This window comes from Methylotenera versatilis 7 (assembly GCF_000799165.1).
Classification (GTDB): Bacteria; Pseudomonadota; Gammaproteobacteria; order Burkholderiales; family Methylophilaceae; genus Methylotenera_A; species Methylotenera_A versatilis_A.
Map to the genome: position 1 here is coordinate 1,181,117 of NZ_JUGF01000002.1, position 23,334 is coordinate 1,204,450.

At 43.7% G+C, this 23,334-nt stretch carries 21 protein-coding genes and 1 tRNA gene; 14 read left to right on the forward strand and 8 right to left on the reverse strand.

From position 1 onward, the window contains the following. Window positions 1-35 precede the first annotated feature (35 nt). Window positions 36-698, forward strand: coding sequence for an HAD family hydrolase (locus tag K370_RS09745; protein ID WP_047541219.1), 663 nt, complete (start codon window positions 36-38; stop codon window positions 696-698). Window positions 699-798: 100 nt separating this feature from the next. Further along, a complete protein-coding gene (locus tag K370_RS09750) occupies window positions 799-1,974 on the forward strand; it encodes a DUF2235 domain-containing protein (RefSeq protein WP_052185215.1) in 1,176 nt (391 codons plus the stop codon). 1 nt (window position 1,975) lies between these two features. On the opposite strand, the gene K370_RS09755 is transcribed toward K370_RS09750, so the two are convergent. Then, complete coding sequence (locus K370_RS09755) at window positions 1,976-2,797, reverse strand: cytochrome C assembly family protein (RefSeq protein WP_047541221.1); 822 nt, start codon at window positions 2,795-2,797, stop codon at window positions 1,976-1,978. A gap of 106 nt (window positions 2,798-2,903) precedes the next feature. Between K370_RS09755 and ffh the strand changes: the two genes are divergently transcribed. Further along, the gene (gene ffh, locus K370_RS09760) at window positions 2,904-4,268 is read left to right on the forward strand and encodes a signal recognition particle protein (RefSeq protein WP_047541223.1); all 1,365 of its coding nucleotides are present in this window, start codon (window positions 2,904-2,906) and stop codon (window positions 4,266-4,268) included. Window positions 4,269-4,585: 317 nt separating this feature from the next. Then, a tRNA-Lys gene (locus tag K370_RS09765) sits at window positions 4,586-4,661 on the forward strand. Between the two features lie 297 nt (window positions 4,662-4,958). On the opposite strand, the gene K370_RS09770 is transcribed toward K370_RS09765, so the two are convergent. Genes K370_RS09770 through K370_RS09790 form a run of 5 tightly spaced genes read right to left on the reverse strand, consistent with a single transcriptional unit; the run spans window position 4,959 to window position 9,606 of the window. Then, window positions 4,959-6,557 (reverse strand): sulfite reductase subunit alpha, encoded by a 1,599-nt coding sequence (locus tag K370_RS09770; protein WP_047541224.1) that lies wholly within the window; start codon window positions 6,555-6,557, stop codon window positions 4,959-4,961. Continuing rightward, window positions 6,554-7,561, reverse strand: a complete 1,008-nt coding sequence (locus K370_RS09775) for an FAD:protein FMN transferase (RefSeq protein ID WP_047541226.1) — start codon at window positions 7,559-7,561, stop codon at window positions 6,554-6,556. The genes K370_RS09770 and K370_RS09775 overlap by 4 nt, the downstream gene beginning before the upstream one ends. A gap of 4 nt (window positions 7,562-7,565) precedes the next feature. Further along, on the reverse strand, window positions 7,566-8,378 hold the full coding sequence (locus K370_RS09780; RefSeq protein ID WP_047541228.1) for a DUF4198 domain-containing protein: 813 nt from the start codon (window positions 8,376-8,378) through the stop codon (window positions 7,566-7,568). A 26-nt stretch (window positions 8,379-8,404) separates the two neighbouring features. Next, window positions 8,405-8,935: a DUF2271 domain-containing protein gene (locus K370_RS09785; protein ID WP_047541230.1), complete on the reverse strand. Its 531-nt coding sequence runs from the start codon at window positions 8,933-8,935 to the stop codon at window positions 8,405-8,407. Between the two features lie 44 nt (window positions 8,936-8,979). Further along, complete coding sequence (locus K370_RS09790; protein ID WP_047541232.1) at window positions 8,980-9,606, reverse strand: PepSY-associated TM helix domain-containing protein; 627 nt, start codon at window positions 9,604-9,606, stop codon at window positions 8,980-8,982. 244 nt (window positions 9,607-9,850) lie between these two features. Between K370_RS09790 and K370_RS09795 the strand changes: the two genes are divergently transcribed. The 3 genes from K370_RS09795 to K370_RS09805 all read left to right on the forward strand — a co-directional run bounded on the left by K370_RS09795 (window position 9,851) and on the right by K370_RS09805 (window position 12,654). Further along, window positions 9,851-10,585 (forward strand): intradiol ring-cleavage dioxygenase, encoded by a 735-nt coding sequence (locus tag K370_RS09795; RefSeq protein WP_047541233.1) that lies wholly within the window; start codon window positions 9,851-9,853, stop codon window positions 10,583-10,585. Between the two features lie 181 nt (window positions 10,586-10,766). Continuing rightward, window positions 10,767-11,624, forward strand: a complete 858-nt coding sequence (locus K370_RS09800) for a YihY/virulence factor BrkB family protein (protein WP_047541234.1) — start codon at window positions 10,767-10,769, stop codon at window positions 11,622-11,624. A gap of 190 nt (window positions 11,625-11,814) precedes the next feature. Beyond that, window positions 11,815-12,654 (forward strand): alpha/beta fold hydrolase, encoded by an 840-nt coding sequence (locus K370_RS09805; protein WP_047541236.1) that lies wholly within the window; start codon window positions 11,815-11,817, stop codon window positions 12,652-12,654. Window positions 12,655-12,692: 38 nt separating this feature from the next. Here K370_RS09805 and K370_RS12375 read toward each other — a convergent pair whose 3' ends face one another. After that, window positions 12,693-12,833 (reverse strand): hypothetical protein, encoded by a 141-nt coding sequence (locus tag K370_RS12375; RefSeq protein ID WP_327036984.1) that lies wholly within the window; start codon window positions 12,831-12,833, stop codon window positions 12,693-12,695. 279 nt (window positions 12,834-13,112) lie between these two features. Here K370_RS12375 and K370_RS09815 point away from each other — a divergent pair, with 279 nt between their 5' ends. The 4 genes from K370_RS09815 (at window position 13,113) to galE (ending at window position 16,547) form a co-directional block, all read left to right on the forward strand. Beyond that, window positions 13,113-13,568, forward strand: a complete 456-nt coding sequence (locus tag K370_RS09815) for a PA2169 family four-helix-bundle protein (protein ID WP_047541903.1) — start codon at window positions 13,113-13,115, stop codon at window positions 13,566-13,568. Window positions 13,569-13,633: 65 nt separating this feature from the next. Next, on the forward strand, window positions 13,634-14,032 hold the full coding sequence (locus tag K370_RS09820; protein ID WP_047541237.1) for a hypothetical protein: 399 nt from the start codon (window positions 13,634-13,636) through the stop codon (window positions 14,030-14,032). A 211-nt stretch (window positions 14,033-14,243) separates the two neighbouring features. Beyond that, complete coding sequence (locus K370_RS09825; protein WP_047541906.1) at window positions 14,244-15,428, forward strand: HPP family protein; 1,185 nt, start codon at window positions 14,244-14,246, stop codon at window positions 15,426-15,428. A 99-nt stretch (window positions 15,429-15,527) separates the two neighbouring features. After that, a complete protein-coding gene (gene galE / locus K370_RS09830) occupies window positions 15,528-16,547 on the forward strand; it encodes a UDP-glucose 4-epimerase GalE (protein WP_047541238.1) in 1,020 nt (339 codons plus the stop codon). Between the two features lie 61 nt (window positions 16,548-16,608). On the opposite strand, the gene K370_RS09835 is transcribed toward galE, so the two are convergent. After that, entirely contained in the window at window positions 16,609-16,803 is a 195-nt protein-coding gene (locus K370_RS09835) for a hypothetical protein (protein ID WP_047541240.1), read from the reverse strand. Between the two features lie 142 nt (window positions 16,804-16,945). Here K370_RS09835 and K370_RS09840 point away from each other — a divergent pair, with 142 nt between their 5' ends. The 3 genes from K370_RS09840 (at window position 16,946) to K370_RS09850 (ending at window position 23,199) form a co-directional block, all read left to right on the forward strand. Then, window positions 16,946-18,364 (forward strand): 3'-5' exonuclease family protein, encoded by a 1,419-nt coding sequence (locus K370_RS09840; RefSeq protein ID WP_047541909.1) that lies wholly within the window; start codon window positions 16,946-16,948, stop codon window positions 18,362-18,364. 53 nt (window positions 18,365-18,417) lie between these two features. Then, entirely contained in the window at window positions 18,418-20,244 is a 1,827-nt protein-coding gene (gene recQ, locus K370_RS09845; protein WP_047541912.1) for a DNA helicase RecQ, read from the forward strand. 180 nt (window positions 20,245-20,424) lie between these two features. Then, window positions 20,425-23,199, forward strand: a complete 2,775-nt coding sequence (locus K370_RS09850; protein WP_052185216.1) for a GGDEF and EAL domain-containing protein — start codon at window positions 20,425-20,427, stop codon at window positions 23,197-23,199. The last annotated feature ends 135 nt before the right edge of the window (window positions 23,200-23,334 follow it).

Here is a 23,334-nt window from a genome sequence, read left to right on the forward strand (position 1 = left end):
GTTTATTTATGGGTTAATTCGTAACGGAGTAAATTTTGAATTTAGCTTTATTTGATCTTGATAACACTTTATTAGCAGGTGATTCAGACTATAACTGGAGTTTGTTTCTAATTGATGAAGGCTTATTGGATGCCAAAACACATCATGACCGCAATGAGCAGTTTTACCTGGATTACAAAAATGGCAATTTGGATATTTTTGCTTTTTTGAAGTTTCAGTTGCAGCCATTAAGCCAGCATCCTAAAAAATTTCTGGATGAATTGCATGTCAAATATATGGAAAAAGTCATCAAGCCGATGATGACGGATAAAGCGCAGGCTTTAGTGAGTCAGCATAAAGCGGCAGGTGATTTGTGTGTTGTGATTACTGCCACCAACAGTTTCGTCACTAAACCAATTGCCGCTGCTTATGGCATTGAGCACTTGATTGGATCAGACCCGGAAATGGTGAATGGTCAATTTACCGGTGGCGTAAGTGGTGTGCCAAGTTTTCAGGCAGGTAAGGTTACGCGCATCAATCAGTGGTTGGCAGATCAAGGCCAAGCGCTGGGTGATTTTGAGAAAAGTTATTTTTACAGTGATTCACACAACGATTTGCCATTGATGAAATTAGTGACGAATCCGGTGGCGGTGGATGCAGATGCAACGCTTACAGCGTATGCGAAAGAGCATGATTGGCCTGCAATCAGCTTGCGTTAAAATTTAAAAGCTCCCTAATTTAGGGAGTTGCAAGGTATTTTAAGGTCAATTAATCTAGCTTTGGTTTAAATTTTTTAACTTGAATTTAAGGTTAAGTTAAATGGCTAAAAACATTGTATTTTGCGCAGATGGTACCTGGAACAGGGCGGGCGATGAAATCGATAGTGATTCCGATGCGCCGTCCAATGTCTTTAAATTATTCACACACCTTGCTGGCAAACACATTTCAAAGATACATCATTCCGAAATTACCGGCCGTGTAACGGAATATGAAAAAAGCTTGATTGTGGATACCAACACGCTACAAATAGCCAAATATATCAATGGAGTAGGCGACTCCAGTGTCAAGTTAAATCGTATTTTAGGTGGTGCATTCGGTTTTGGTTTAATCGAACGCATCGCCAGAGGATATACGTTCATTTCCAGAAACTATGTTGCAGGCGACAAGATTTACATTGTCGGTTTTAGTCGCGGCGCCTATACGGCCCGAGCGTTAGCTGGACTGATTACGGCTAAAGGTTTATTAGCCAAAAAATTTAATCAAGGTGAAGCGGCATCGTATGATATGGCTATCCGAGCCTGGTATAGCTATCGAGACGGTATTAATCAGACATCCTATCAAAACAGGCTGCAAAATTTATTTATTGCTTTTACCAGCATTAAAAATTTTGTATTAAAAAATACCATCACAGATGCAGATTTCATTAAAGATATTCCGATAGAAGCAGTTGCAGTTTGGGATACCGTTGGCGCGTTAGGCATTCCGGATTTTGAGTTCGATGATAATCGCGCTGAAATTAGAGATGGCTTTGCATTTGCGGATAATGTGCTGAATGCCAAGGTTAAGTTTGGATTGCATGCGGTGGCATTAGATGAAATGCGTTTGTTGTTCACCCCGACATTATGGGCAAAGCGCGGTGGTATTAAGCAGGTTTTATTTGCTGGGTCACATTCAGATGTTGGCGGCGGATACAAAGAAGCAGGTTTGTCCGATTGTGCCCTAAAATGGATGATAGACGAGCTTGGCGATAAAAGCGTTGGCGTAAAATTTATGGATGATGTATTTAAAGTCATTGGCGACTATGCGGCAATCGCACATACAGAGTGGGCACATTTGGTCGGAATCGCAGGAAAAATGGGCGCCAGGCAATTTAAGCAGTTGGTGCAGAATGGTACGGTAAGTGTGCATCAATCGGTGTTGGATAGAAAAGCTCTAAAAGCTTTTAGTCAATATTTAGGCGCGCCCGCCAGCCGATATAATCCAACAAATTACTAAACTATTTGTTGAGTAGTACCTGCAGCACAAAACGACTGCCGATATAAGCTAACAATAAGAGCAAAAAGCCGATCAAGGTCAGGTTGATCGCTTTTCTGCCGCGCCAGCCATATTGGTAACGCCCAAATAATAACCAGCCATAAATCATCCAGGACGCAATCGAAAAAAGGGTTTTATGATTGAGTTGCAGCGGTTTTCCAAAAATCTTCTCGCTAAAGAACACGCCGCTTATTAATGTCAATGTGAGTAGCACAAAGCCAATGGTAATCACGCGAAACAACAGGCTTTCCATCACCATTAATGGAGGGAAACTGGGCAGTTTAATTAATGTAGGTTTGTTGTGCAGACTGCGTTCAGCGATTGTCATTAATAGGGCGTGTAAAGCGGCAAATGTAAACAAGCTATATGCCAGAATCGCAATGCCGATATGCGCCATAAACAAACCTTCGTGCGCAGTGGGTAGATAATGATTTTTGATGGCAAAAGCCGGCAGTAAGACAAAAATCGCTGCAGGCGGCAATACAAAAGCTTGCAGGCTATGTAATTCGTGTTTTAGATCCGTTAACCAATATACCAATACCGTTAGCCAGAAAATAGCTGACAATGCATAGTAAAAGCCTAAATTGACACTGCCGGCACTAAAGACATCGCGGTATAAAAGCCAGCCATGCAACATTAAGCCCAAAGCGATCATGGCAGAATGCAATTTAAGTGATTGCGCATTAGTGGCTGATTTGGCGGTGCGCCAGAAATCTGCTGCTACTGCCAGATAAATAAAAGCCACAACCGAATACGGAATGAAATAGTGCACTGAATTTTGCATATGACAATTATGGCAAAACTCGTCTAATTAGCATAGCTTGATGTAAAATTACTGCAAATTCAATTAGCAATATCTTTCAGTATCACCTTTGAAGGTAACCCCGAAAATGTTAGAAAATTTAACCGGCCGCTTACAGGGCGTCATCAAAAATCTACGTGGTCAAGCACGATTAACTGAAGACAATATCAGCGACGCGATGCGTGAAGTACGTATGGCATTGCTAGAAGCCGATGTGGCCTTGCCTGTAGTAAAAGACTTTATCAGCCGCGTTAAGGCGCGTGCGCAAGGTAAAGAGGTATTGCTGAGCTTAACACCAGGCCAAGCCGTCATTGAAGTGGTCAATGATGAATTGACAGAGTTAATGGGCAAAGCCAATGTAGGTTTGAATCTAGCCACGCAGCCGCCGGCAATTATTTTAATGGCTGGTTTGCAGGGCTCCGGTAAAACGACTACATCGGCCAAGCTGGCAAAGTTACTCAAGGAACAAAAGAAAAAAGTGCTGTTGGCTAGTGCGGATATTTATCGCCCTGCTGCGATTGCACAATTGCAAACTTTGGCTAAGCAGCTGGATATAGATTGCTTTGATAGTAATGCAAATCAAAAGCCGAGTGAAATTGCAGCATTAACTTTAGAACATGCCAAAAAGAACTATTACGATGTTGTGATTTTTGATACCGCAGGTCGCTTGGGTATTGATGAAGCGATGATGGCAGAAATCAAAGCGCTGCACACGCAACTAAACCCGATTGAAACCTTGTTTGTCGTAGATGCGATGCAGGGTCAGGATGCGGTAAATACCGCCAAGGCTTTTGGCGAAACGTTGCCATTAACCGGCGTGGTGTTAACGAAGTTAGACGGCGATGCACGTGGCGGCGCGGCTTTGTCTGTGCGACATGTGACAGGTCAGCCGATTAAGTTTATCGGTGTGAGCGAGAAGGTCGATGGTTTAGAACCTTTCCATCCTGACCGTATGGCCGGCCGCATATTGGGCATGGGCGATGTGCTGGGCTTGATTGAGCAAGCGCATAAAAATGTCGATATGGCCGAGGCGCAAAAAGTCGCTGACAAAATTAAATCAGGCAGTAAATTTGATCTGGAAGACTTTAAAAGCCAAATGAGCCAAATGCGCAAAATGGGCGGCATGGGTGCGTTAATGGACAAAATGCCGGCACAAATGGCCAGTATGGCAGCCAAGGTGAACAATGAAGATGCCGATAAATCATTGCGCCGTATTGAAGGCATTATCAATAGCATGACGCCGCTTGAGCGTCGTAAGCCGGAATTAATCAAAGCCACACGTAAGAAACGTATCGCCGCCGGTAGCGGTGTGCAAGTGCAAGAAGTGAATCGCTTGCTAAAACAGTTTGAAGAAACGCAAAAGATGATGAAAATGTTCAGCAAAGGCGGCATGGCAAAAATGATGCGTGGCATGGGCGGCATGATGGGCGGTAAATTGCCGGGTCTGCGTTAAGCTGGTTTGCAAAATCGAAAGTTGTATAAAGCGTTTTAAAATTAAATAAATTAGAACGTTTTAAGCAAGGCGATTTCTATTATTTAGAATATTTCGGATTAATATCTTTAACAGTTAAATTCCTATACAAATCGCCACAGTTTTAACAACATAATTTCTGCTAAAAAATAAAAATATAAAAAGTTAATTTATTTCGCAGGTTATCATTGACCAAAGCCCGAGTTTCTTGCATAATTGCGCCCTTTCGTAGGTAAAGCAATTAGCAACTTAAATCGCTTACGAAGTCAGTAGGTATCCAGTATTACCCGTTTCACAATGGGGCGTTAGCTCAGCTGGTAGAGCAGCGGACTTTTAATCCGTTTGTCGTGGGTTCGATCCCCGCACGCCCTACCAATTCCATGTTTTAGGCAATCCTAGAACATACAAAAAAACCAGCCTAAGTGCTGGTTTTTTTATTGCTTGTGAGTTTTGTACATTCAACTTCACCTAGTTTGAACTTGAGACTTCAATCCGTTGGTACTGTATTTCACTCACAGAGGGGCGGCAAAAATAAAGGACTCGGAGAAATCTGGGGCCTTTTTCATTCGCATATCTCAGTGATAATAACTGCTATATAGATAGGGTGAAGTGGTTGTTAACAGCCGTCATTGGTTTATATCAGCATTTATATTCGCTATAAGCAGGATTTGCTCAATATACATCGCGGCGGTATCTGCCAGACGTAGTTAATATTGATAATGTGGTTTCACCAAGAATTTCAAGCAGCTCGCTATGCACGGCAGGGGCCATGCCGGTTGCGCTGCCACAAACGTAAATCGCCGCGCCGTTGTTAATCCATTTTGCTATATCTGTGGCTGATGACTTTACAATATCCTGCACGTATATACGCTCGGCTTGATCTCTAGAGAACGCGGTTTGTAGCTTGTTTAACAAGCCTTGATTGTGCCAGCCTTGTAATTCATCTTTAAAGTAAAAGTCATATTCAGCATTACGCTCACCAAAAATAAGCCAGTTATTATTTTGACCTGATGCTACGCGTGCTTTCAGGTGCGCTCTAAGGCCTGCGATTCCTGTGCCGTTACCGATTAAAATCAGTGGTGTTTCGGCTGGTGGTGGATGAAATGCACTGTTCTCGCGTATACGTAAGGCGATATCGCTATTGATTGCGGCATATTGCGTTAGCCAGCCTGAACCAATGCCTAGCCTGCCGTCTGCATAATGTGTCTGGCGAATAAGTAGTTCAAGGCCGCTGTCTTGCGGGATAGAGGCAATGGAATATTCGCGATGTGGCAGTGTTTTTAATGTTAACAAAATCACTTCGGCATCCATGCCGGTTAAAGCTTGAAAGCCGGCTTCATCATGCGGCAATAATTTATCCAATAATGCTTGTGCAAAAGTCATACTTTCGGAATTAACTTTGACTGAACCGTCTAATTCGAGATGGTTGAGAAATATACTCACTGACTTAGGTGAGTTGCGTGGGCCGATTTCTGCGATATCCCCTGCTTGCCAGCGCATGCTTTTCTTTTGTGTTGATAGACTCAAATGATAAACAGGTGCACCTACGCTGCCGTCATTAACCTGAGTGCGGCTTTTTAGTTTCCACTGTTGATATTCCGGTGTTTTCCAATCGGCCATTTCGGTGTCTTTTGCTAAAACACCTAACTGATATTGCCAATGCCTCAATGCGCCATCATCATTGCGGTCGACTTCAACTATATCGAATAGTGGCATGGCATGCGTATGTTGTAGCCATGTATCAAGCGTGTGTCCGAATCCACAGTAATGCGTGTAACTTGCATCCCCTAAAGCTAAGATGCCATATTTAAGGTTAGGGAAATTTGCATCATTGAGCATTACCTTAGCCAGAAAATCTCTGGCATTGTCAGGTGCATCGCCTTCCCCGGTTGTGCTGACGACAAATAGAACACGGGTGAAATGCTGTAGTAAAGCAGTATCGATTGCAGAAAGCTGGTGTATTTCGACCATTAACCCCGCTGCTTTTAGCGATTCTGCTGTTTTCTTTGCAAGCTGTTCAGCATTGCCAGTTTGGCTGGCATAAGTGACTAGGATGCTATTTTCATCGCGCAGATCTGCGTCTGCGTTAACTTGATTTTTTTCGCGTAGCGTTTGCGCCGTTCTTTTTTTATAACGCCAGATAATCCAGCCACAAAAGCATAGATAGACTATAACGACAATAAGCGCGTTGATGGTATGCGACATGCCAGTGCTGGCTGCATAAGAGGGGCTGGCGATTAACAGGCTTAAACCTGCAAATAGCGTTTTCATTCCATCATCGCCATTAATTGGGGAGAAAAATGCTCTTTAAAACCGTCTGCTTTGTGTTCAATCAGTAACGCCGCGATGTCTTTCTGTTTTGCATAGGCTAATGCAGCGTCAACGCCCATCACGGTAAAAGCCGTCGCTAGCGCATCCGCTACCATGCATTCTGCATGCAGCACTGTGACGGAAACCAATGCATTGGATGCGCGATCGATTGGGAAACCTGTGCGCGGGTCAATGGTATGTGCATAATGCTGACCGTGGTGCTCGAAATAACGTCGATAATCCCCAGAAGTTGCAACTGCCAGACCATGCAACGCAACTACTGATTCCGTGACAGAGGTGGCGTCGGGCGATGTTTCAAGCGCAATCCACCAAGGCTGTCCGTCTGGTTTGATGCCAGCGCCATATAACTCACCGCCGACTTCTATCAGGTAGTTTTCTATACTTGCATTTTGTAGTGCGCGTGCAATCCTGTCTACGCTATAGCCTTTTGCGATGCCTGAAAAGTCGACATAAACATTACCAGCTTGCAAGGCACGCATGCCTTCGCTATCCAGTTTTATTTTTTGCCAGCCACAATAAGTGTGTAAAGCTTTTACTTCAGTAGTATCTGGTGGGGACGTGCGTTGACCTTCAGGACCAAACCCCCATAGATTCACCAGTGGGCCAATCGTTGGGTCGAATGCGCCGTTGGTTTCTGCGGCTACTTTTAACGCACAATCCAGCACTGCAAAGAAAGAAGCAGGTAAGACATGCCATGTATTGGCATCGGCGCGATTGAAAACGCTGAGATTTGAGTCTTCCTGCCATGTGCTCATTTGTGCCACAACCAAATCCAGTTCATGCTGAATCAAGGCATGTACAGCATCATTGGATTGTTGATGTGTATTGATATACCGAACAGCCCAGGTTGTTCCCATGGATTGTCCGGTTATCGTATGCTGCTCCCCCTTAGGTAATTGCGGGGGGAGTGTTTGCAGGTTTTGCGGAATTAATACGCGACGCATCAGCTTACTGCGGCAATACTTCCAGCGTCAGCACGTAAGCCAAAGCGCGCTCTTTAGCGAGCTTGTTTGAAACATTGTTATCTTTGAAATCAGCATCTAGCCAATACAAACCAGCATCTGGTAACGCTACTTTTACTTTGCCGTTTTTATCCGTTTTGTATTTTTTTTCGTCCAATTTATTTCTATAACGTGTTTGGTTGCGAATCACTTCTACTTCAACGCCTTCAGTTGGTTTGCCATCCACAAGGAATGTAAGCTCAACAGGTTCACCAGCTACCAAGTCATTGGGGTGAGTGCCCGCAAGCAATTCAAGGCCTTTGCCCGTTGATTTTAATGCCGAAGGTTTGCCAACGGTGATGAAGTTTTCCATACGGCTGATTGATTCAGTCACTTTCAATTCTTTTGCGTCAGCAGGGACTTCTTTTGCTAATGCATCAGCTGTGCCCATAAAACGTTTTGGTTTGTCTTCAGCATCTTTCCAGTTTGCACGGAAACCAGAACGCACCATTTCCAAACGATAGGTACCAGTTTGCTCAAGCTTTGCATCAAAAACGGTACGTAGCTCGCCTTTCATTACGTTAACAGGCGCAACGTTGCTGCCATCAGGGGCAACGATAACAAGTGAGTCTATTGCAAGTGGGCGATGATCAATCAGGAATGGTACGCTTGATGACGCAGCGTCAAAAGTCACGAATTGAGGTGCGGATAATACGGTGCTTGAGGAGGTAATCCAAACCCCATGAGCATGCACAACAGAAGCTGACATGCCGATTGCTAAAGATAGTAAAGCGGACTTGAGTTTTATTTGGAGTTTCATTGTGATTCCTTAAAAGAGTTTAAAAGTTAGGGTTTTAGCTCTACAGCAACTTCACCTAGTTCTTCTTGTCCTGTCACTTTAGCGCTAACAGCTTTTTGTGCAGGCCATGTGAATGGCACGCGAACCAGTTCGCGACCACCTTTTTCACGGGCAGATTCAACTACAACGTTATATTGTCCCGCCGGTAAATTGTCCAACGGTGATTTGCCTTCAACAAAGCTTAGCTTATGTTCACCGACAGGGCGAGTTGCGCCTGTGACACCATCCAATGGCATTGCTTGATCGCGACCACTTTTACGCCACCATTGACGTAGATCTTTCAGCCATTTATCGCTTTGCTCGCCCTTGTCAGTTTTCTTTTGGCTATACCAAACAGCCAAGTTCTTCTCAACGGTTTGGTCTGGTTTTTCAATCCAGATAGCCACATAAGGGCGATGATATTCAGCTGTATTGATAGTAGGGAGTGTTACTTTTAGATTAATCTCCCCAGAAACAGCTTGATTGGCTAACATACCAGCGACTAAAGCCGGAATAAGTGCAGGAACCCATTTACGCATTGACGATATCTCCTATAACTTAATGAAAAAATAAACTGAATAAATTAGTGAATAAATAAAATAACTAAAATTAATGGCACTACAACACCCAAACCAACCAATGGCCATGTAGCAGGGCGATTATTCGCATGCATGTTTAGCATGAACAGCCCTGTGATGCAGAACACTAGCGTGGTAACAGAGAATATATCCAGGAACCAGCTCCAAGCTGTTCCTGTATTTCGACCTTTGTGCAGGTCATTAAAATATGAAACCCAACCACGGTCGGTTCGCTCATAACTTACTTCACCACTAACGCGATCTATTACCAGCCACGCATCACCACCCGGTCGTGGTAATGATAAATACACTTCGGCATCGGACCATTCTCCAGGCACATCAGCTAACTCGATACCCATCGCGCCACTCACCCAATCAGCAGTTGCTTTGGGTAGCGCGGCCTTGTCATTCGCAGGTTCTGCTTTAATTTGAGCTAAAAGTTTCTCGGGAATGGTCGCTGATTTTTTGCTAACTACAGGCAATGACTCAATATGTGTTGAGTTATTCAAAGTGATACCGGTTGAAGCAAAAAGCAGCATGCCGATAAGGCAGGCTGCGGAACTGATCCAATGCCAGCGATATAAATGTTTGAGCCAGAATGCTCGACTTTTCTGATTTACTTGATTTTGCATATCTGGCTAATTTACATATTTGGGCTTAAATGTTGATTTGATCGTCAAAGTACGAAAAGCTGTTTGTGTTGACACAATTCAAATACAAATGAGAACTAATCTCAATTATAGCAGAAAGGAACGTGCAATCAATGTGCGGCCTTTAAACTTACGTAGATTTACAATTCATGCTAAAAAATTTACAAAAGCCAGCATTAAAATAACTGTTTCAATTTATCTTAATCTTTAGTCTGGATGCAATCATATGCTTAACGACATATCACCTAGTTCATCAAATCGTTCGTTTACGCGCCGCAATATGCTGCAAATCATGATTGCTAGTGGATTCAGCCTGCTAACCAGCTGCGGTATTACACCGCAGAACAAAAGCACCTCAAATCTGGCTTGCATTATGACGCCTGAACAAACCGAAGGGCCATATTTTGTGGATGAAAAACTGATGCGTTCGGATATCCGCTTTGACCCCACCGATGGTTCGATACAAGAAGGCGTGCCCCTAACGTTAATGATTAACGTTTTCAAAACGGGTAATAGTGCTTGCACACCGATTAAAGATGCGGTTGTTGATATTTGGCACTGCAATGCCGAAGGCGTTTATTCCGATGCTCGAGATAGAAGTTTTGATACTCGTGGCAGAAAATTCTTGCGCGGTTACAGATTGACAGACGAGGAGGGTGCGGTGAAATTCTTCACGGTTTACCCAGGCTGGTATAACGGCAGAGCGGTGCATATCCACTTTAAAATCCGTGTCACAGATGTGAGTGGCAAAAACCATGAGTTCACCTCTCAACTGTATTTCGATGACAAATTGAACGATGAAATTTTTGCGCTGGCGCCATATGCAGGTAAAGGTATGCGCAGAATCAATAACAGCAACGACCGTATTTACGAAGATGGCGGCCAGCAATTGATGCTTAAACCCAAAAAAACGGCAGATGGTTATATGGCCAGCTTTGATGTGGGTTTAAATTTCAGTTAGGACTTTAGTACTGAAAACTGAGAGTAGCTCATTACCAAACTTAATTTTTGCCGGTTAATTTTTATATGCCAGTAAAAAGTCGCTATGAATAGCATTGGGTAAGTGTGCGTTATCGCACAGACAGCTTATTTTCAAAATAGGTTTAATTGCGGCAAGATAAAAGCGCTTGATATAAACCCGTATGAAAAAATTATGGCTGCTCATTAAAACCACTATTCAGTCTTGGAATGACGATTACGCGCCAAGTATGGGTGCCGCATTGGCTTTCTACACCCTGTTCTCAATCGCGCCTCTATTGCTGATTGTACTGTCTATTATCGGATTTATTTTTGGTGAAGAGGCCGCGCGTGGTGAGATAGTCGGGCAATTGCAAAGCTTGATGGGTGAGCAAGGGGCGAGAGCGGTGCAGGCTTTGCTGCAAAACGTTAATAAGCCAACAGAGGGCATATTTGCCACTATTGTTGGTATCGTGCTGTTGTTAGTAGGAGCTACTAGTGTATTTGGTGAACTGCAAAATGCATTAGACCGTATTTGGCGCGTGCCCGAGCGAGTGAAAACTAGCGGGTGGTGGAATTTAATCCATATGCGTCTGTTGTCATTCGGCATGATATTAGGTATCGGCTTTATTTCAATGGTGTCCTTATTGTTAAGTGCTGGGCTTTCTGCCATCAACAAATGGTGGTCGCCAATATTAAATCACACAGAAAATGAATGGATATTGTTGTTGAGTAGCCTTAATGCACTTTTCAGCTTTCTAATTACAACTGCCATGTTTGCGCTGATATACAAATTGATGCCGCGTGCAAGAATTCACTGGAAAGACGTATTAATCGGTGCTGTGATTACCTCTATTCTATTCACAGTAGGTAAATCATTAATTGGCATATACATAGGAACCAGCGCTATTGCCAGTGGCTATGGGGCGGCTGGTTCACTGTTGGTATTGTTAATGTGGGTTTATTATTCGGCACAAGTTTTTTTGATGGGCGCCGAGTTCACTTGGGTATATGCCAACATCTATGGTTCGCGTAAAAAGTAGGCTTTTGTCCGATATTGCGTTTTTACAGAAAAGCCTCAGTTCTCACAAATTGTTAAATAACGTACAGACGATAAGAGATCATTAACGCATGCTTAAAACATACGCTTAATTGATGAAAGTATGTGATGTGATTGAATATCACTCTTTTTAAGCTTTTTTAACATTTAATTTTGATAGAAAAGAGTTACTTATGAGCTATATCACCACACAAGACCAAACTAAATTATTTTACAAAGACTGGGGCACAGGTAAGCCAGTGATTTTTCTCCATGGCTGGCCGCTGTCATCTGATAGTTGGGATGATCAAGCAATGGCGATTGCTGATGCGGGCTTTCGCTGCATTTCGTATGATAGACGAGGTTTCGGTCGCTCTACCCATCCGTTTAATGGCTACGATTACAATACTTTAGCTGATGATTTAGCCGCAGTTATTGAACAGACGGGCGCAAAAGACGCAACAATCGTTGGATTCTCAATGGGTGGCGGTGAAGTTGCGCGCTATATGTCGCGCCATGCAGGAAAATCAGTTGCTAAAGTTGTTTTGGTGGCATCGATTGTGCCTTACATGCTTAGAACGGAAGATAATCCAAACGGCACTCCGCAAAAGGTATTTGATGAAATGACAGCAAGCATGAAAGAAGATCGTGCCGCATTCTTTGCAGATTTCTTTAAAACATTCTATGGCGTGGGACTGCTTTCAACTCCGGTCAGCCAAGAACTTTTAGAGTGGTCACGCAGTGTCGCGATGCAAGCGAATTTGAAAAGTACGCTCGCTTGCGCGCAAGCATTCGCATCAACCGATTTCCGTCCAGATCTAAGCGCATTTAAAGTGCCGACATTAATCATTCACGGTACAGATGATAAAACGGTACCTATCGATGCGTCTGCACGCAAAGCCGCAAAAGGCATTTCACATGCGACGTTAATTGAATATGACGGTGCGGCGCATGGCATTACCGTGACTGAGAAAGATAGATTAACGCAGGATCTATTGGATTTTTTGCGCAACCAGAGTAGCGCAGGAGTTTAAAAGAATTATGCTCAAAATATCGGTCAACTCAGGGATGTTTAAGGTTTGAGAGTGGTGCGCCCGAAATCAGAAAGGTGCGCGCCGCCGCCGTGATGGCCACCGGGCGAACTGATCACCAGCGGTTGTTTGAAACATTTATTCATCACATCCACTAATTCCCACGCTCTGCGGTAAGACATTTTCATCTGCTTGGCCGCAGATGAAATGGAGCCGTATGCATCAATAGCATCTAACAGGTCTGCTTTACCGGGGCCCATTGCGATTGCTTTTCCGCTGTCTATTCTTAGTTTTGAGTATTTTATGTCAGTGTCCGACAGTCAAGTCTGACGATAAATTACTGATTTATCTGATATTTGTTCTCTTGTAAAAACGAGAAACTGTGGCTTCTGGCTAATCAACTATTAAGTTGAATACACAGCCCTAATTCGATTGCTCTAATTTTTAGGAGAATTTATATGATTAACAATGACGAAGCTATCTCAGTGCTTAACGGTTTGATTGAGGTTTCCAAAGATGGAGAAGAAGGTTTTCTTCAATCATCACAAAGTGTGGATGATCCCAAATTAAAAGCTTACTTTTTACATCGCTCGCATGAGGTGAAACAAAGTGTCTATGAGCTTCAGGCGTTGGTGCGTGAATTGGGTGGAAAACCTGCAGACTCTGCATCAATCGGTGGTTATTTGCATCGCCGTTGGATAGACATTAAAACCGCTATTACCAGCAATGACAATCTGGCAGTGTTAAATGAAGTGGAGCGCGGTGAGGATGTTGCGCTGAACGCCTATATAGACGCGTCAAAGAAAACATTGCCAGTGGCTGTGAATCAGCTTATTTTGCGCCAGCTTAAAGGTGCGCAACGCAACCATGACGAAGTAAAACAATTGCGTGACACGTTTGAGTTTCAAGCACACTAAAACTCAATAAATCAAACCAGCTAGTGAGTGGCTGGTTTGATTTTATATTTTATTAAGGAGTCAAAATGAATCAATTTATTGCAAGTATCTTTGCAGCAGCAGTAGCCTTTAGCACATTCTCGGCGATTTCTGCAACAACGACTGAAAATGCAGATGACGCAAGTAATATTGGTACTTCTGAAACGCCTCAAATTAAACAACAGGATAGACGTGTTGATAAAGGCACGATTGAAACCAATACAGGTAGCGTGAATGATCCAGCCAGTAATTTAGGTAATTCTGAATCTCCGCAGATTGTTGAACAAAACAAGCGTGCTGACAAAGGGCCGGCTCAAAATGTGACTGAAGGTGAGTACACCAAAAAAAGCAGGTTGCTGAAAGAGAAGGAAAAGAACGCTGGTACAACCAAAGGTAATAAAGTACAACCGAACCAACCAGAAGGCGCAGCACCAGCGACAAAATAATATTTACACTATTATTGATAAGAGGTATTAATAAAAGCAGGATGACTTTTAAAGTTATCCTGCTTTTTATTTTACGGAAATAACCCCTGCATATAAATCGTACCTTTAGATTCCACATCTAAAATGTAGCACTAACGTCGCGCACTTAAATAGTGCTTACTAACAGTGCATGTTGTAGAATTGCGGCCAATTTTGTCATTGGATATTGCGTGTGAATAAATTTGCAGATTGGATAAAGGGCTTTTCTCCAGAGCCTATTTCCATTAACTATAAAGAACGCTTGCGCGCCTGCACTGGCGCTTTAGTGGGCATATTGCTGACTGGTTCTGTCACCTATTTAATCGAGGGAAGCACCGAAACTCTGCCATATTTAATCGCTCCTTTAGGTGCCTCTGCCGTGTTGTTGTTTGCGGTGCCTTCCAGCCCATTGGCACAGCCTTGGTCTATTATCGGGGGCAATATTTCTGCTGCGCTGGTAGGTGTGACATGTGCGTTATGGATTAGTAATTTCGCCGTAGCGGCAGCGTTTGCAGTTGGTATAACCATCGCGGTGATGTTTGCTTTACGCTGTTTGCATCCGCCAAGTGGTGCAGTCGCGCTGACTGCTGTATTAGGCGGGCCAGCCATTATCGAACAGGGCTATGGATTTGTACTTTCTCCTGTCGCAATTAACTCCTTCTTACTGCTGAGTGTTGCGCTTATTTTTAATAATCTCACGCGCCGACCTTATCCGCATGCGGTAAAAGTCTTGGATTCGCATCAAACAAAAGATATTCCGCCAGAAATGCGCTTCGGGTTTACGCCGGAAGATGTAAACGAAGTGCTGAGGCAATATAACCAGGTGCTGGATGTGAGTCGTGATGATTTGCAAACCTTGTTGCAACAAACGGAGATGCACGCTTATCGCCGCCGTTTTGGTGAAATCACTTGCGCAGATATTATGTCGAAAGACGTTGTCAGCGTGGAGTTTGGCACAGAACTGGAAGAGGCTTGGGGCTTATTAAGAAAGCATAAAATCAAAGCATTACCTGTGATTGATAGGGCGCGTCGCGTGATTGGTATCATCACTCAAATCGATTTTATGAAAAATGCCGATTTAGAAATATATGAAGGATTTGAAACTAAGCTCAAGCGCTTTATTAAAGCAACCACCTCGCTGCATTCAGAAAAACCAGAAGTGGCAGGGCAAATTATGACTTCTCCTGCGGTAACAGCAAATCTTAATATGCACATCATCGAACTGATTCCATTAATGACGCATCATCGTGTGCATCATCATATTCCTGTAGTGGATGACAATCGCCGATTGGTGGGTATCGTTACCCAATCTGACTTGGTATCTGCGCTTTATCATGGCCGAATTGCTAATACACATACATTGGGCTTATCGTCTTGATATTTTCCGTATTAAATGCTCATAGGTTATATGTCATCTGCATGCGCAATTTATGCAGTATGATTCAATTTAAATCTTAAGTTTTAGGCGCAAAAAAGTATGGCTATATTAATTACAGGCGGCGCAGGTTATATCGGTTCGCACACTAGTGTGCAAATGCTGGCGGCAGGACATGAGATTGTCATTGTGGACAATCTGTCCAACAGTTCGCAAGAGTCGCTCAAGCGCGTGGCAAAAATTGCTGGCAAAACATTTCCGTTTATTGAAGCGGATATTCGCGATAAACAAGCCATGCGCGCTATTTTTAAAGCGCATGCCATTAGTGCCGTGATACATTTTGCCGGACTTAAAGCGGTGGGTGAGTCAACTGAAAAACCACAGCTGTATTACGATAATAACGTGGTCGGCAGCCTGAACCTGTTTGAAGTGATGGCTGAATTTAACGTTAAAAATATCGTATTCAGTTCATCTGCAACGGTGTATGGCGACCCGGCCAGCGTGCCGATTAAAGAAGATTTCCCACTGAGCGCGACCAATCCATACGGTCGTTCTAAGTTGATGATTGAAGATATCCTGCGCGATTTGCACAAGGCCGATAACACATGGCGCATTGCTTTGTTGCGCTACTTTAATCCGATTGGTGCGCATAGCAGTGGCTTGATTGGTGAGGATCCCAATGGCATACCCAATAATTTATTACCGTATGTAGCACAAGTGGCGGTGGGGCGTTTGGCAAAACTGCGCGTATTTGGCAATGATTACGCCACGCACGACGGCACTGGTGTACGCGACTATATTCACGTGATGGATTTAGCCGATGGGCATGTGGCGGCATTGGATTATTTGGCTAAAAATCAAAGCATGATTACAGTTAACTTAGGCACAGGCATTGGTTACAGCGTGCTGGATGTGGTGAACGCGTTTGCAAAAAACAGCGCTAAAAATATTCCTTATGAAATATTGCCAAGACGTTTAGGCGATGTGGCGATTAATTATGCGGATGCAACTGTGGCAAAAGAACTGTTGGGCTGGCAGGCAAGCCGCAGTTTAGAGGAAATGTGCGCCGATACTTGGCGTTGGCAATCAAATAACCCGAACGGGTTTAATAAGGCTGGCTAGATTTCAGTTTGATTAATTGGCGTTAAGTTTTAATTGCTTAAACTTAACGAATAGAAAAGCCTTAAAAAACAAAACGCGTGGATAATCTTTGCTCTTGCAAATTAATATGCTCTAAATTTAAACGAATGATGTCATCTACAGTGGCTGCGCCAACGCCGATTGATTCTAAATGCTCATTGTCTGTTTCTGAAAGTTCTGGCGCAAATTGGTCATAGCGCGATTCACGTGATTTGCGTAGTCTGGTTAAAAGTTTCATGGATAATCTCAGTTATTAAAAATAACATTATCACTGTTGAATATGTCAGTTTGATGATGGAAAATTGGGTTTATTCAGAAACTTTAGCTAAAAACTAGCACAGCTAATATTGCATTAAAAAGATGATCAACTATTCATGAATATTTTGCCAGTCATTACTTATTTAGACCTTGAAACCACTGGTGCTACGCCATTGCGCGATCGCATTACGGAAATTGCGCTAGTGCGTTTTGAGCATGGCGTAGAAGTCGCGCGCTGGCAGACTTTGGTTAATCCAGAACAACCGATTCCGCTATTTATTCAGCAACTAACCACGATTAATAATGAAATGGTCGCCAACGCGCCTGTGTTTGCGGATGTGGCGGATAAGCTGCTGGGTTTTTTAGAGGGTTCCGTGCTGGCGGCGCACAATGTACGTTTTGATCACGGCTTTATGAAAGCGGAATTTAAACGCATCGGCATTACTTTTCGGCAAAAAGTGCTGTGTACGGTCAAGCTTTCGCGCTTGCTTTATCCGCAGCATAAAAGCCACGGTTTAGATGCGATTATGCAGCGGCATAATCTGACAACCATTGCCCGCCATCGCGCCATGGGCGATGTGGAGGTGATGCTGACATTTTTGGAGTCGGCTAGATTGGAACTGGGTGAAGCGCCAATTCTGCGTGCCGCGGCACAGTTAATGAGCCAGCCAACATTGCCAGCACATCTGGATGCGACATTGCTGGAAGATATGCCAGAAACGCCAGGTGTTTATCTGTTTTATGGCGAAAATGATTTACCACTTTATATCGGCAAAAGTGCGAATATCCGCGCACGGGTGTTGTCGCATTTTAGTTCAGATCACGCGTCGACTAAGGAAATGCGGATTTTTCAAGAAATCAAGCATATTGAGTGGTTAACTACAGCGGGCGATTTTAGTGCTTTGCTGCTCGAGTCTAAGTTGATTAAAGAGCGCCAGCCGATCTATAACCGCCAGCTGCGCAATGAGCGGCAACTGTATAGCTGGAAATTAAATGTGGATATGCACGCAAAAAGTCTGTTAACGCTAGTGCGCGAAAATGATATCAATCCAATTGAATTGGATGTGTTATTCGGCACATTTAAAAGTAAACGCCAAGCAGTAGAAGCGCTGCGAAAAATAGCCGATGCGCATCAATTATGCCCGCGTTTGTTAGGTTTAGAACCAACTGGTAGTGGTGCGTGTTTTTCCAGCCAAACTAAACGTTGTAAGGGCGCATGTTGTGGCCGCGAATCACCCGAGCTGCATTATCTGCGTTTGCAACAGGCATTAACGGCTCATAAGTTAAAAACGTGGCCATACGCCGGCAAGATTGGCATACGTGAACAGAATGCCGAAAATGACAAAATACAGTTGCATATTTTTGAGCATTGGACTTATTTGGGCGCAATCGAGAGTGAATCGGATTTAAGCGAAAAACTGCAGGAAAAGACCGAGTTCAGATTTGATTTGGATACCTATAAATTGTTATTAAAGGCCTTTAATCATCCCAAAACCCAGATTGTTGAATTGACTGCAAAAACAGATTCTTTACATCGTTAATATAAAAGTCATTTGCCTTAAAGCAAGCTAGTTCGCGGTGTACAATGCCAACCATGATAGTTTCCCAAGCCCAACAGCGCCTGCACGAAGTATTCGGTTATTCCAGTTTTAGAGGTGAACAGCAAGCCATTATTGAACATGTAGTCGCAGGCGGCGATGCACTGGTGTTAATGCCCACTGGCGGCGGAAAATCCTTGTGTTACCAATTGCCGGCTTTATTGCGTGACGGCGTGGCCATTGTGGTATCACCACTGATTGCCTTGATGCAAGACCAGGTGGATGCCTTACAACAGTTGGGCGTTAAGGCCGCATTTTTAAACTCCAGCCTGGACGCTGATGAAGCGCGCCAAGTGACTTCACAATTAATTCAAGGCGATTTAGATATTTTGTATGTCGCGCCAGAGCGACTGTTATTAAGTGGTTTTTTAGCACAGCTGGAACAAGTCGAAATGCATACTGGCATTGCGCTTTTTGCCATTGATGAGGCGCACTGCGTATCGGAATGGGGGCATGATTTTCGTCCCGAATATCGCAATTTAACGGCACTGCATACGCGCTTTCCCAATGTGCCGCGTATTGCCCTGACAGCCACCGCTGATGCGCCCACTCGGGCAGAGATTGTTGAGCGTTTGTCCTTAGAAAACGCGCAGCAGTTTGTCTCCAGTTTCGACCGCCCCAATATACGTTATCGCGTAACGCCCAAACACAAAGCACGCGAGCAATTAGAAACTTTTTTAGAAACCGAACATGCTAACGATGCGGGTATTGTGTACTGCTTATCGCGTCGAAAAGTGGAAGAAACAGCAGCCTGGTTAAAAGCGCGCGGCTGGGATGCGCTACCTTATCATGCCGGTTTGGATGCCAGCGTGCGCAATCAGAATCAACGTCGCTTTTTGCGCGAAGAAGGCGTGATTATGGTAGCAACGATTGCGTTTGGCATGGGGATTGATAAACCGAATGTACGTTTTGTTGCACATCTAGATTTGCCCAAAAGTATGGAAAGTTACTATCAGGAAACCGGCCGCGCAGGTCGCGATGGTTTGCCAGCGAATGCATGGATGACGTTTGGTGTGGGCGATGTGGTCAGCATGCGGCAAATGCTGGATTCAAGCGATGCGCCAGCAGCGCGTAAACAAGTTGAACGGCAAAAGTTAGACGCATTGTTGGGCTTCTGCGAATCGGTCAATTGTCGTCATCAAACAATATTGCGTTACTTTGGCGAGCAGCACGCGGGTAATTGCCAGCAATGTGATAATTGTTTACACCCCGTCGATACTTGGGATGCGACACAGGCCGCGCAAATGGCGCTTTCGGCGGTGTATCGTACTGGACAGTGCTTTGGAGTGGTGCATTTAATGGATGTGTTAATGGGTAAATCCAATCCAAAAGTATTGCAGTTTAGCCATCAAACCTTAAGTGTATTTGGTGTTGGTAAAGATATCGTCCAATCGCAATGGAGCAGCGTATTCAGACAACTGGTTGCTGGTGGCTTTTTACATGCGGATATTGATTCGCATGGTGGATTAAAACTCACTGAAGCGGCGCGTCCTGTATTAAAAGGTTTAGCAGAAGTATGGTTAAGGCGTGATGCGGAAACTGAAAATCGTAAAATCAGCAAATCAGGGCGTAGCGCAAATGCCAAAGCCGCTTACGACGGATTGGCTGACGATCCGCTTTGGCTAGCACTAAAAGCCAAGCGTTTAGAATTGGCGCGTGAGCAAGCCGTGCCACCTTACGTGATTTTCCATGACGCCACATTGATTGAGATTTTAAATCGTCGCCCTGGTAGTTTGCTGGAAATGAGCCAAATTATGGGCGTCGGGCGCGCTAAGTTGGATCGCTATGGGGATGATTTTCTACAAGTGATTGTTGCCAATTAGTATGCCGCATCCTTTCAATGATGGTTCACGATCAGGGCGTTCTGGCTGATTACAAATTACAATTGCGTTAAATGCAGTTAATAATCAATTGCAGTTAATGCGCGACTAATAATCAAGCAATGTCATACACTTCACTACAGCAAGTCAAAATCGTAGTTAATATAAATAAGAAAAATAGGTATGCAAACACTTTTCTCAGTCAATAAGCAGTTGCTAAAAACAATCTGGCCATTTTGTTTTATCGTGGCCTTGTTGCTATTTTTAGGCATTGTTAGCATGCACGTTTTATCGTCAGTTAGAGCCTATGTCAGCGGCGAGAGCTTATGGTCAAAATCACAAAAAGAGTCGACCTATCATTTAAATCGGTACGCTGTAACACACTCAGAATCCGATTATCAGCAGTTTCTACGTGAGATAGAAATCCCTTTGCAAGATAAAGTGGCGCGCCTTGCGTTGCAACAGTCGAATCCAGACACACAGGCTGCTTCTGCGGCACTTATAAAGGCAAAAAATAATCCTGATGATGTGCCTGGTTTGGTGCAACTGTTTTTATATTTTCAGCATACGAGCTTGATGTCGCCTTCGATTAAGTATTGGGTCGAAGGCGACCAGTTGATCGAGCAAACTGTTAAGCTCGCCGACCAATTGCATCAGCATATTGCGACAGGAAATATTCATGAAGATAAAGTGAATGAGCTGGTTGATAAAATTAACCAAATCAGTTTGCAGCTGACACCGCTTGAGGATGCATTTTCTAATGCGTTGGGGGCTGCTTCACGTAAAGCACAGGTTTTGATTGTTAGCTTAATGATTGGAATCACGTTTGTGTTGATGCTAATGGGTGTTTACCTCACCCGAAGACTGGTGCTTAGAGACGCTACGCTTTTAAGAACTATTCAAATTAACGAGGAGCGCTGGAAGTTTGCACTGGATGGTGCTCGTGACGGCGTTTGGGACTGGCATGTGATGACTAAACAAGTAACATTTTCTAGTCAGTGGAAAGAAATGTTGGGTTATAGCAATGACGATTCGATTGCCAGCATTGATGCGTGGGGGAAGTTGTTGCACCCAGAGGATTCCACTAAGGTGCTGGCTGCACTAAAGGCATATGTACATGGGAAAGTGGATCGATATGCGATTGAGCATCGTATATTGTGTAAAGATGGAAGCTATAAATGGGTACTCAGTCGCGGCAAGATTGTGAGCTTTACCGCTGCGGGGAAAGCGGAGCGTCTTGTTGGCACATATACTGATATTCATGAAGTTAAGTGCATTGAAGCCGCACTGCGCGAAAGTGATTCAAACCAGCGCGCTTTATTAGAAGCCATGATAGATGGTGTATTTGTAGCGCAGGATTATCGTTTTATTTTTAGCAACCCAATTTTGCCCAAGATGTTGGGATACAGCTATGAAGAGTTTATTGGCATGCCTTTTGAGCAAGTAATCGCACCTGAATATTTGGATATATGGAATGAGCGATTTGCTGCGCGTATTGCTGGCGATGCAGAGTTTCAGAAAAGCTATCAAGTGCGCTTCGTTAAGAATGGAGGTTTAGAGTTTATTTGGATGGAATTACATGCTTCTAGCGTGGACTTTCGCGGCGCGCGCAGTGTGTTAGGTATTCTGCACGATATCACTAAGCAGAAAGAAGCAGAAGACTTGATCTGGCAGCAAGCCAATTTTGATGGACTCACTGGTTTACCTAATCGGCGTATGTTTCGTGACCGCTTAGAACAGGAGCTTAAAAAGTCAGAACGTACCGGCTCGGCATTAGCGGTCATGTATTTAGATTTAGATCACTTTAAAGAAGTGAATGACACGATGGGGCATGATAAGGGTGACGCTCTATTAAAAGAGGCAACGCTTAGGCTGAAAGGCTGTGTGCGCGATACAGATACAGTCGCTCGTTTAGGTGGGGATGAGTTCGTGATACTTTTAAGTGAAATGGATGGTTTAAGTGGGTTGGAGCGTGTCGCCCAAAACATTCTGGAGCAATTACAACAGCCGTTTACACTGGATTTAGAGCCGGTTTATATTTCAGCAAGTATAGGTATTACCATTTGTCCGGTTGATGCGGCTGATTTTGATACTTTATTAAAAAATGCAGATCAAGCAATGTATGCGGCAAAGGCTGAGGGACGTAATCGCTATAGTTACTTCACGCCATCTATGCAGGCGGCTGCACAATTCAGAATGCGTTTAGCCAATGATTTAAGGCACGCCATTAATCGAGATGAGCTTAAATTAGTTTATCAGCCGATTATCAAGATAAGTAACGGTGAAATACATAAAGCCGAAGCGTTGATTCGTTGGCATCATCCTACGCATGGTTTAATTAATCCTGCGCAGTTTATCCCTGTTGCTGAAGATACAGGGATCATTTATGAAATTGGCGAATGGGTGTTTCATGAGGCGGTACAGCAAGTTAAGCAGTGGCGTGAGTCCTTACATCCCGATTTCCAAATCAGTATCAATAAGTCACCTGTACAGTTTAAAGCTCCTGACTCAACTTGGGTGGAGAGTATGGGAAAAATGGAGCTTCCCGGTAATAGTTTGGTCATAGAGATTACTGAAGGGTCGCTGCTTGATGCAACGGACAATGTTACAAGTAATCTGATTAAGTTTAGAGATGCAGGCATTCAAGTGGCGATTGATGATTTTGGTACAGGTTATTCGTCACTATCTTACTTAAAGAAATATGATATTGATTACATTAAGATTGATCAGTCTTTTGTTAAAAACATGACGGATAACTCAAGCGATTTAGGTTTGTGTGAAGCGATTATTTTGATGGCGCATAAACTGGATATGCAAGTGATAGCCGAAGGCGTGGAAACGCAGGGGCAGTACGATTTGTTGGCAGCGGCAGGCTGCGACTATGCGCAAGGTTATCTATTTTCTAAACCAGTAGATGCTGAAGAGTTTGAGGCTTATTCACGCATGAAAATAAACTAGGTGAAATGAGAAGTTGAAAATCAAAGGCCTATGATTTATTTAAGCCTTTGATTTTTAGGTGATAGTTTTTTATTGCGTGAAGAAGGCTAAGTGAATGGTCAGTTAACCTTCTTTATTCTAGTAACTAGACGTGGC

Bases quoted from the DNA above. Each gene is read 5' to 3' on its own strand.
- K370_RS09750 (WP_052185215.1), top strand. From the start codon at position 799: ATGGCTAAAAACATTGTATTTTGCGCAGATGGTACCTGGAACAGGGCG.
- K370_RS09755 (WP_047541221.1), bottom strand. From the start codon at position 2,797: ATGCAAAATTCAGTGCACTATTTCATTCCGTATTCGGTTGTGGCTTTT.
- ffh (WP_047541223.1), top strand. From the start codon at position 2,904: ATGTTAGAAAATTTAACCGGCCGCTTACAGGGCGTCATCAAAAATCTA.
- K370_RS09770 (WP_047541224.1), bottom strand. From the start codon at position 6,557: ATGAAAACGCTATTTGCAGGTTTAAGCCTGTTAATCGCCAGCCCCTCT.
- K370_RS09775 (WP_047541226.1), bottom strand. From the start codon at position 7,561: ATGCGTCGCGTATTAATTCCGCAAAACCTGCAAACACTCCCCCCGCAA.
- K370_RS09780 (WP_047541228.1), bottom strand. From the start codon at position 8,378: ATGAAACTCCAAATAAAACTCAAGTCCGCTTTACTATCTTTAGCAATC.
- K370_RS09785 (WP_047541230.1), bottom strand. From the start codon at position 8,935: ATGCGTAAATGGGTTCCTGCACTTATTCCGGCTTTAGTCGCTGGTATG.
- K370_RS09790 (WP_047541232.1), bottom strand. From the start codon at position 9,606: ATGCAAAATCAAGTAAATCAGAAAAGTCGAGCATTCTGGCTCAAACAT.
- K370_RS09795 (WP_047541233.1), top strand. From the start codon at position 9,851: ATGCTTAACGACATATCACCTAGTTCATCAAATCGTTCGTTTACGCGC.
- K370_RS09800 (WP_047541234.1), top strand. From the start codon at position 10,767: ATGAAAAAATTATGGCTGCTCATTAAAACCACTATTCAGTCTTGGAAT.
- K370_RS09805 (WP_047541236.1), top strand. From the start codon at position 11,815: ATGAGCTATATCACCACACAAGACCAAACTAAATTATTTTACAAAGAC.
- K370_RS12375 (WP_327036984.1), bottom strand. From the start codon at position 12,833: ATGTCTTACCGCAGAGCGTGGGAATTAGTGGATGTGATGAATAAATGT.
- K370_RS09820 (WP_047541237.1), top strand. From the start codon at position 13,634: ATGAATCAATTTATTGCAAGTATCTTTGCAGCAGCAGTAGCCTTTAGC.
- galE (WP_047541238.1), top strand. From the start codon at position 15,528: ATGGCTATATTAATTACAGGCGGCGCAGGTTATATCGGTTCGCACACT.
- K370_RS09835 (WP_047541240.1), bottom strand. From the start codon at position 16,803: ATGAAACTTTTAACCAGACTACGCAAATCACGTGAATCGCGCTATGAC.
- recQ (WP_047541912.1), top strand. From the start codon at position 18,418: ATGATAGTTTCCCAAGCCCAACAGCGCCTGCACGAAGTATTCGGTTAT.
- K370_RS09850 (WP_052185216.1), top strand. From the start codon at position 20,425: ATGCAAACACTTTTCTCAGTCAATAAGCAGTTGCTAAAAACAATCTGG.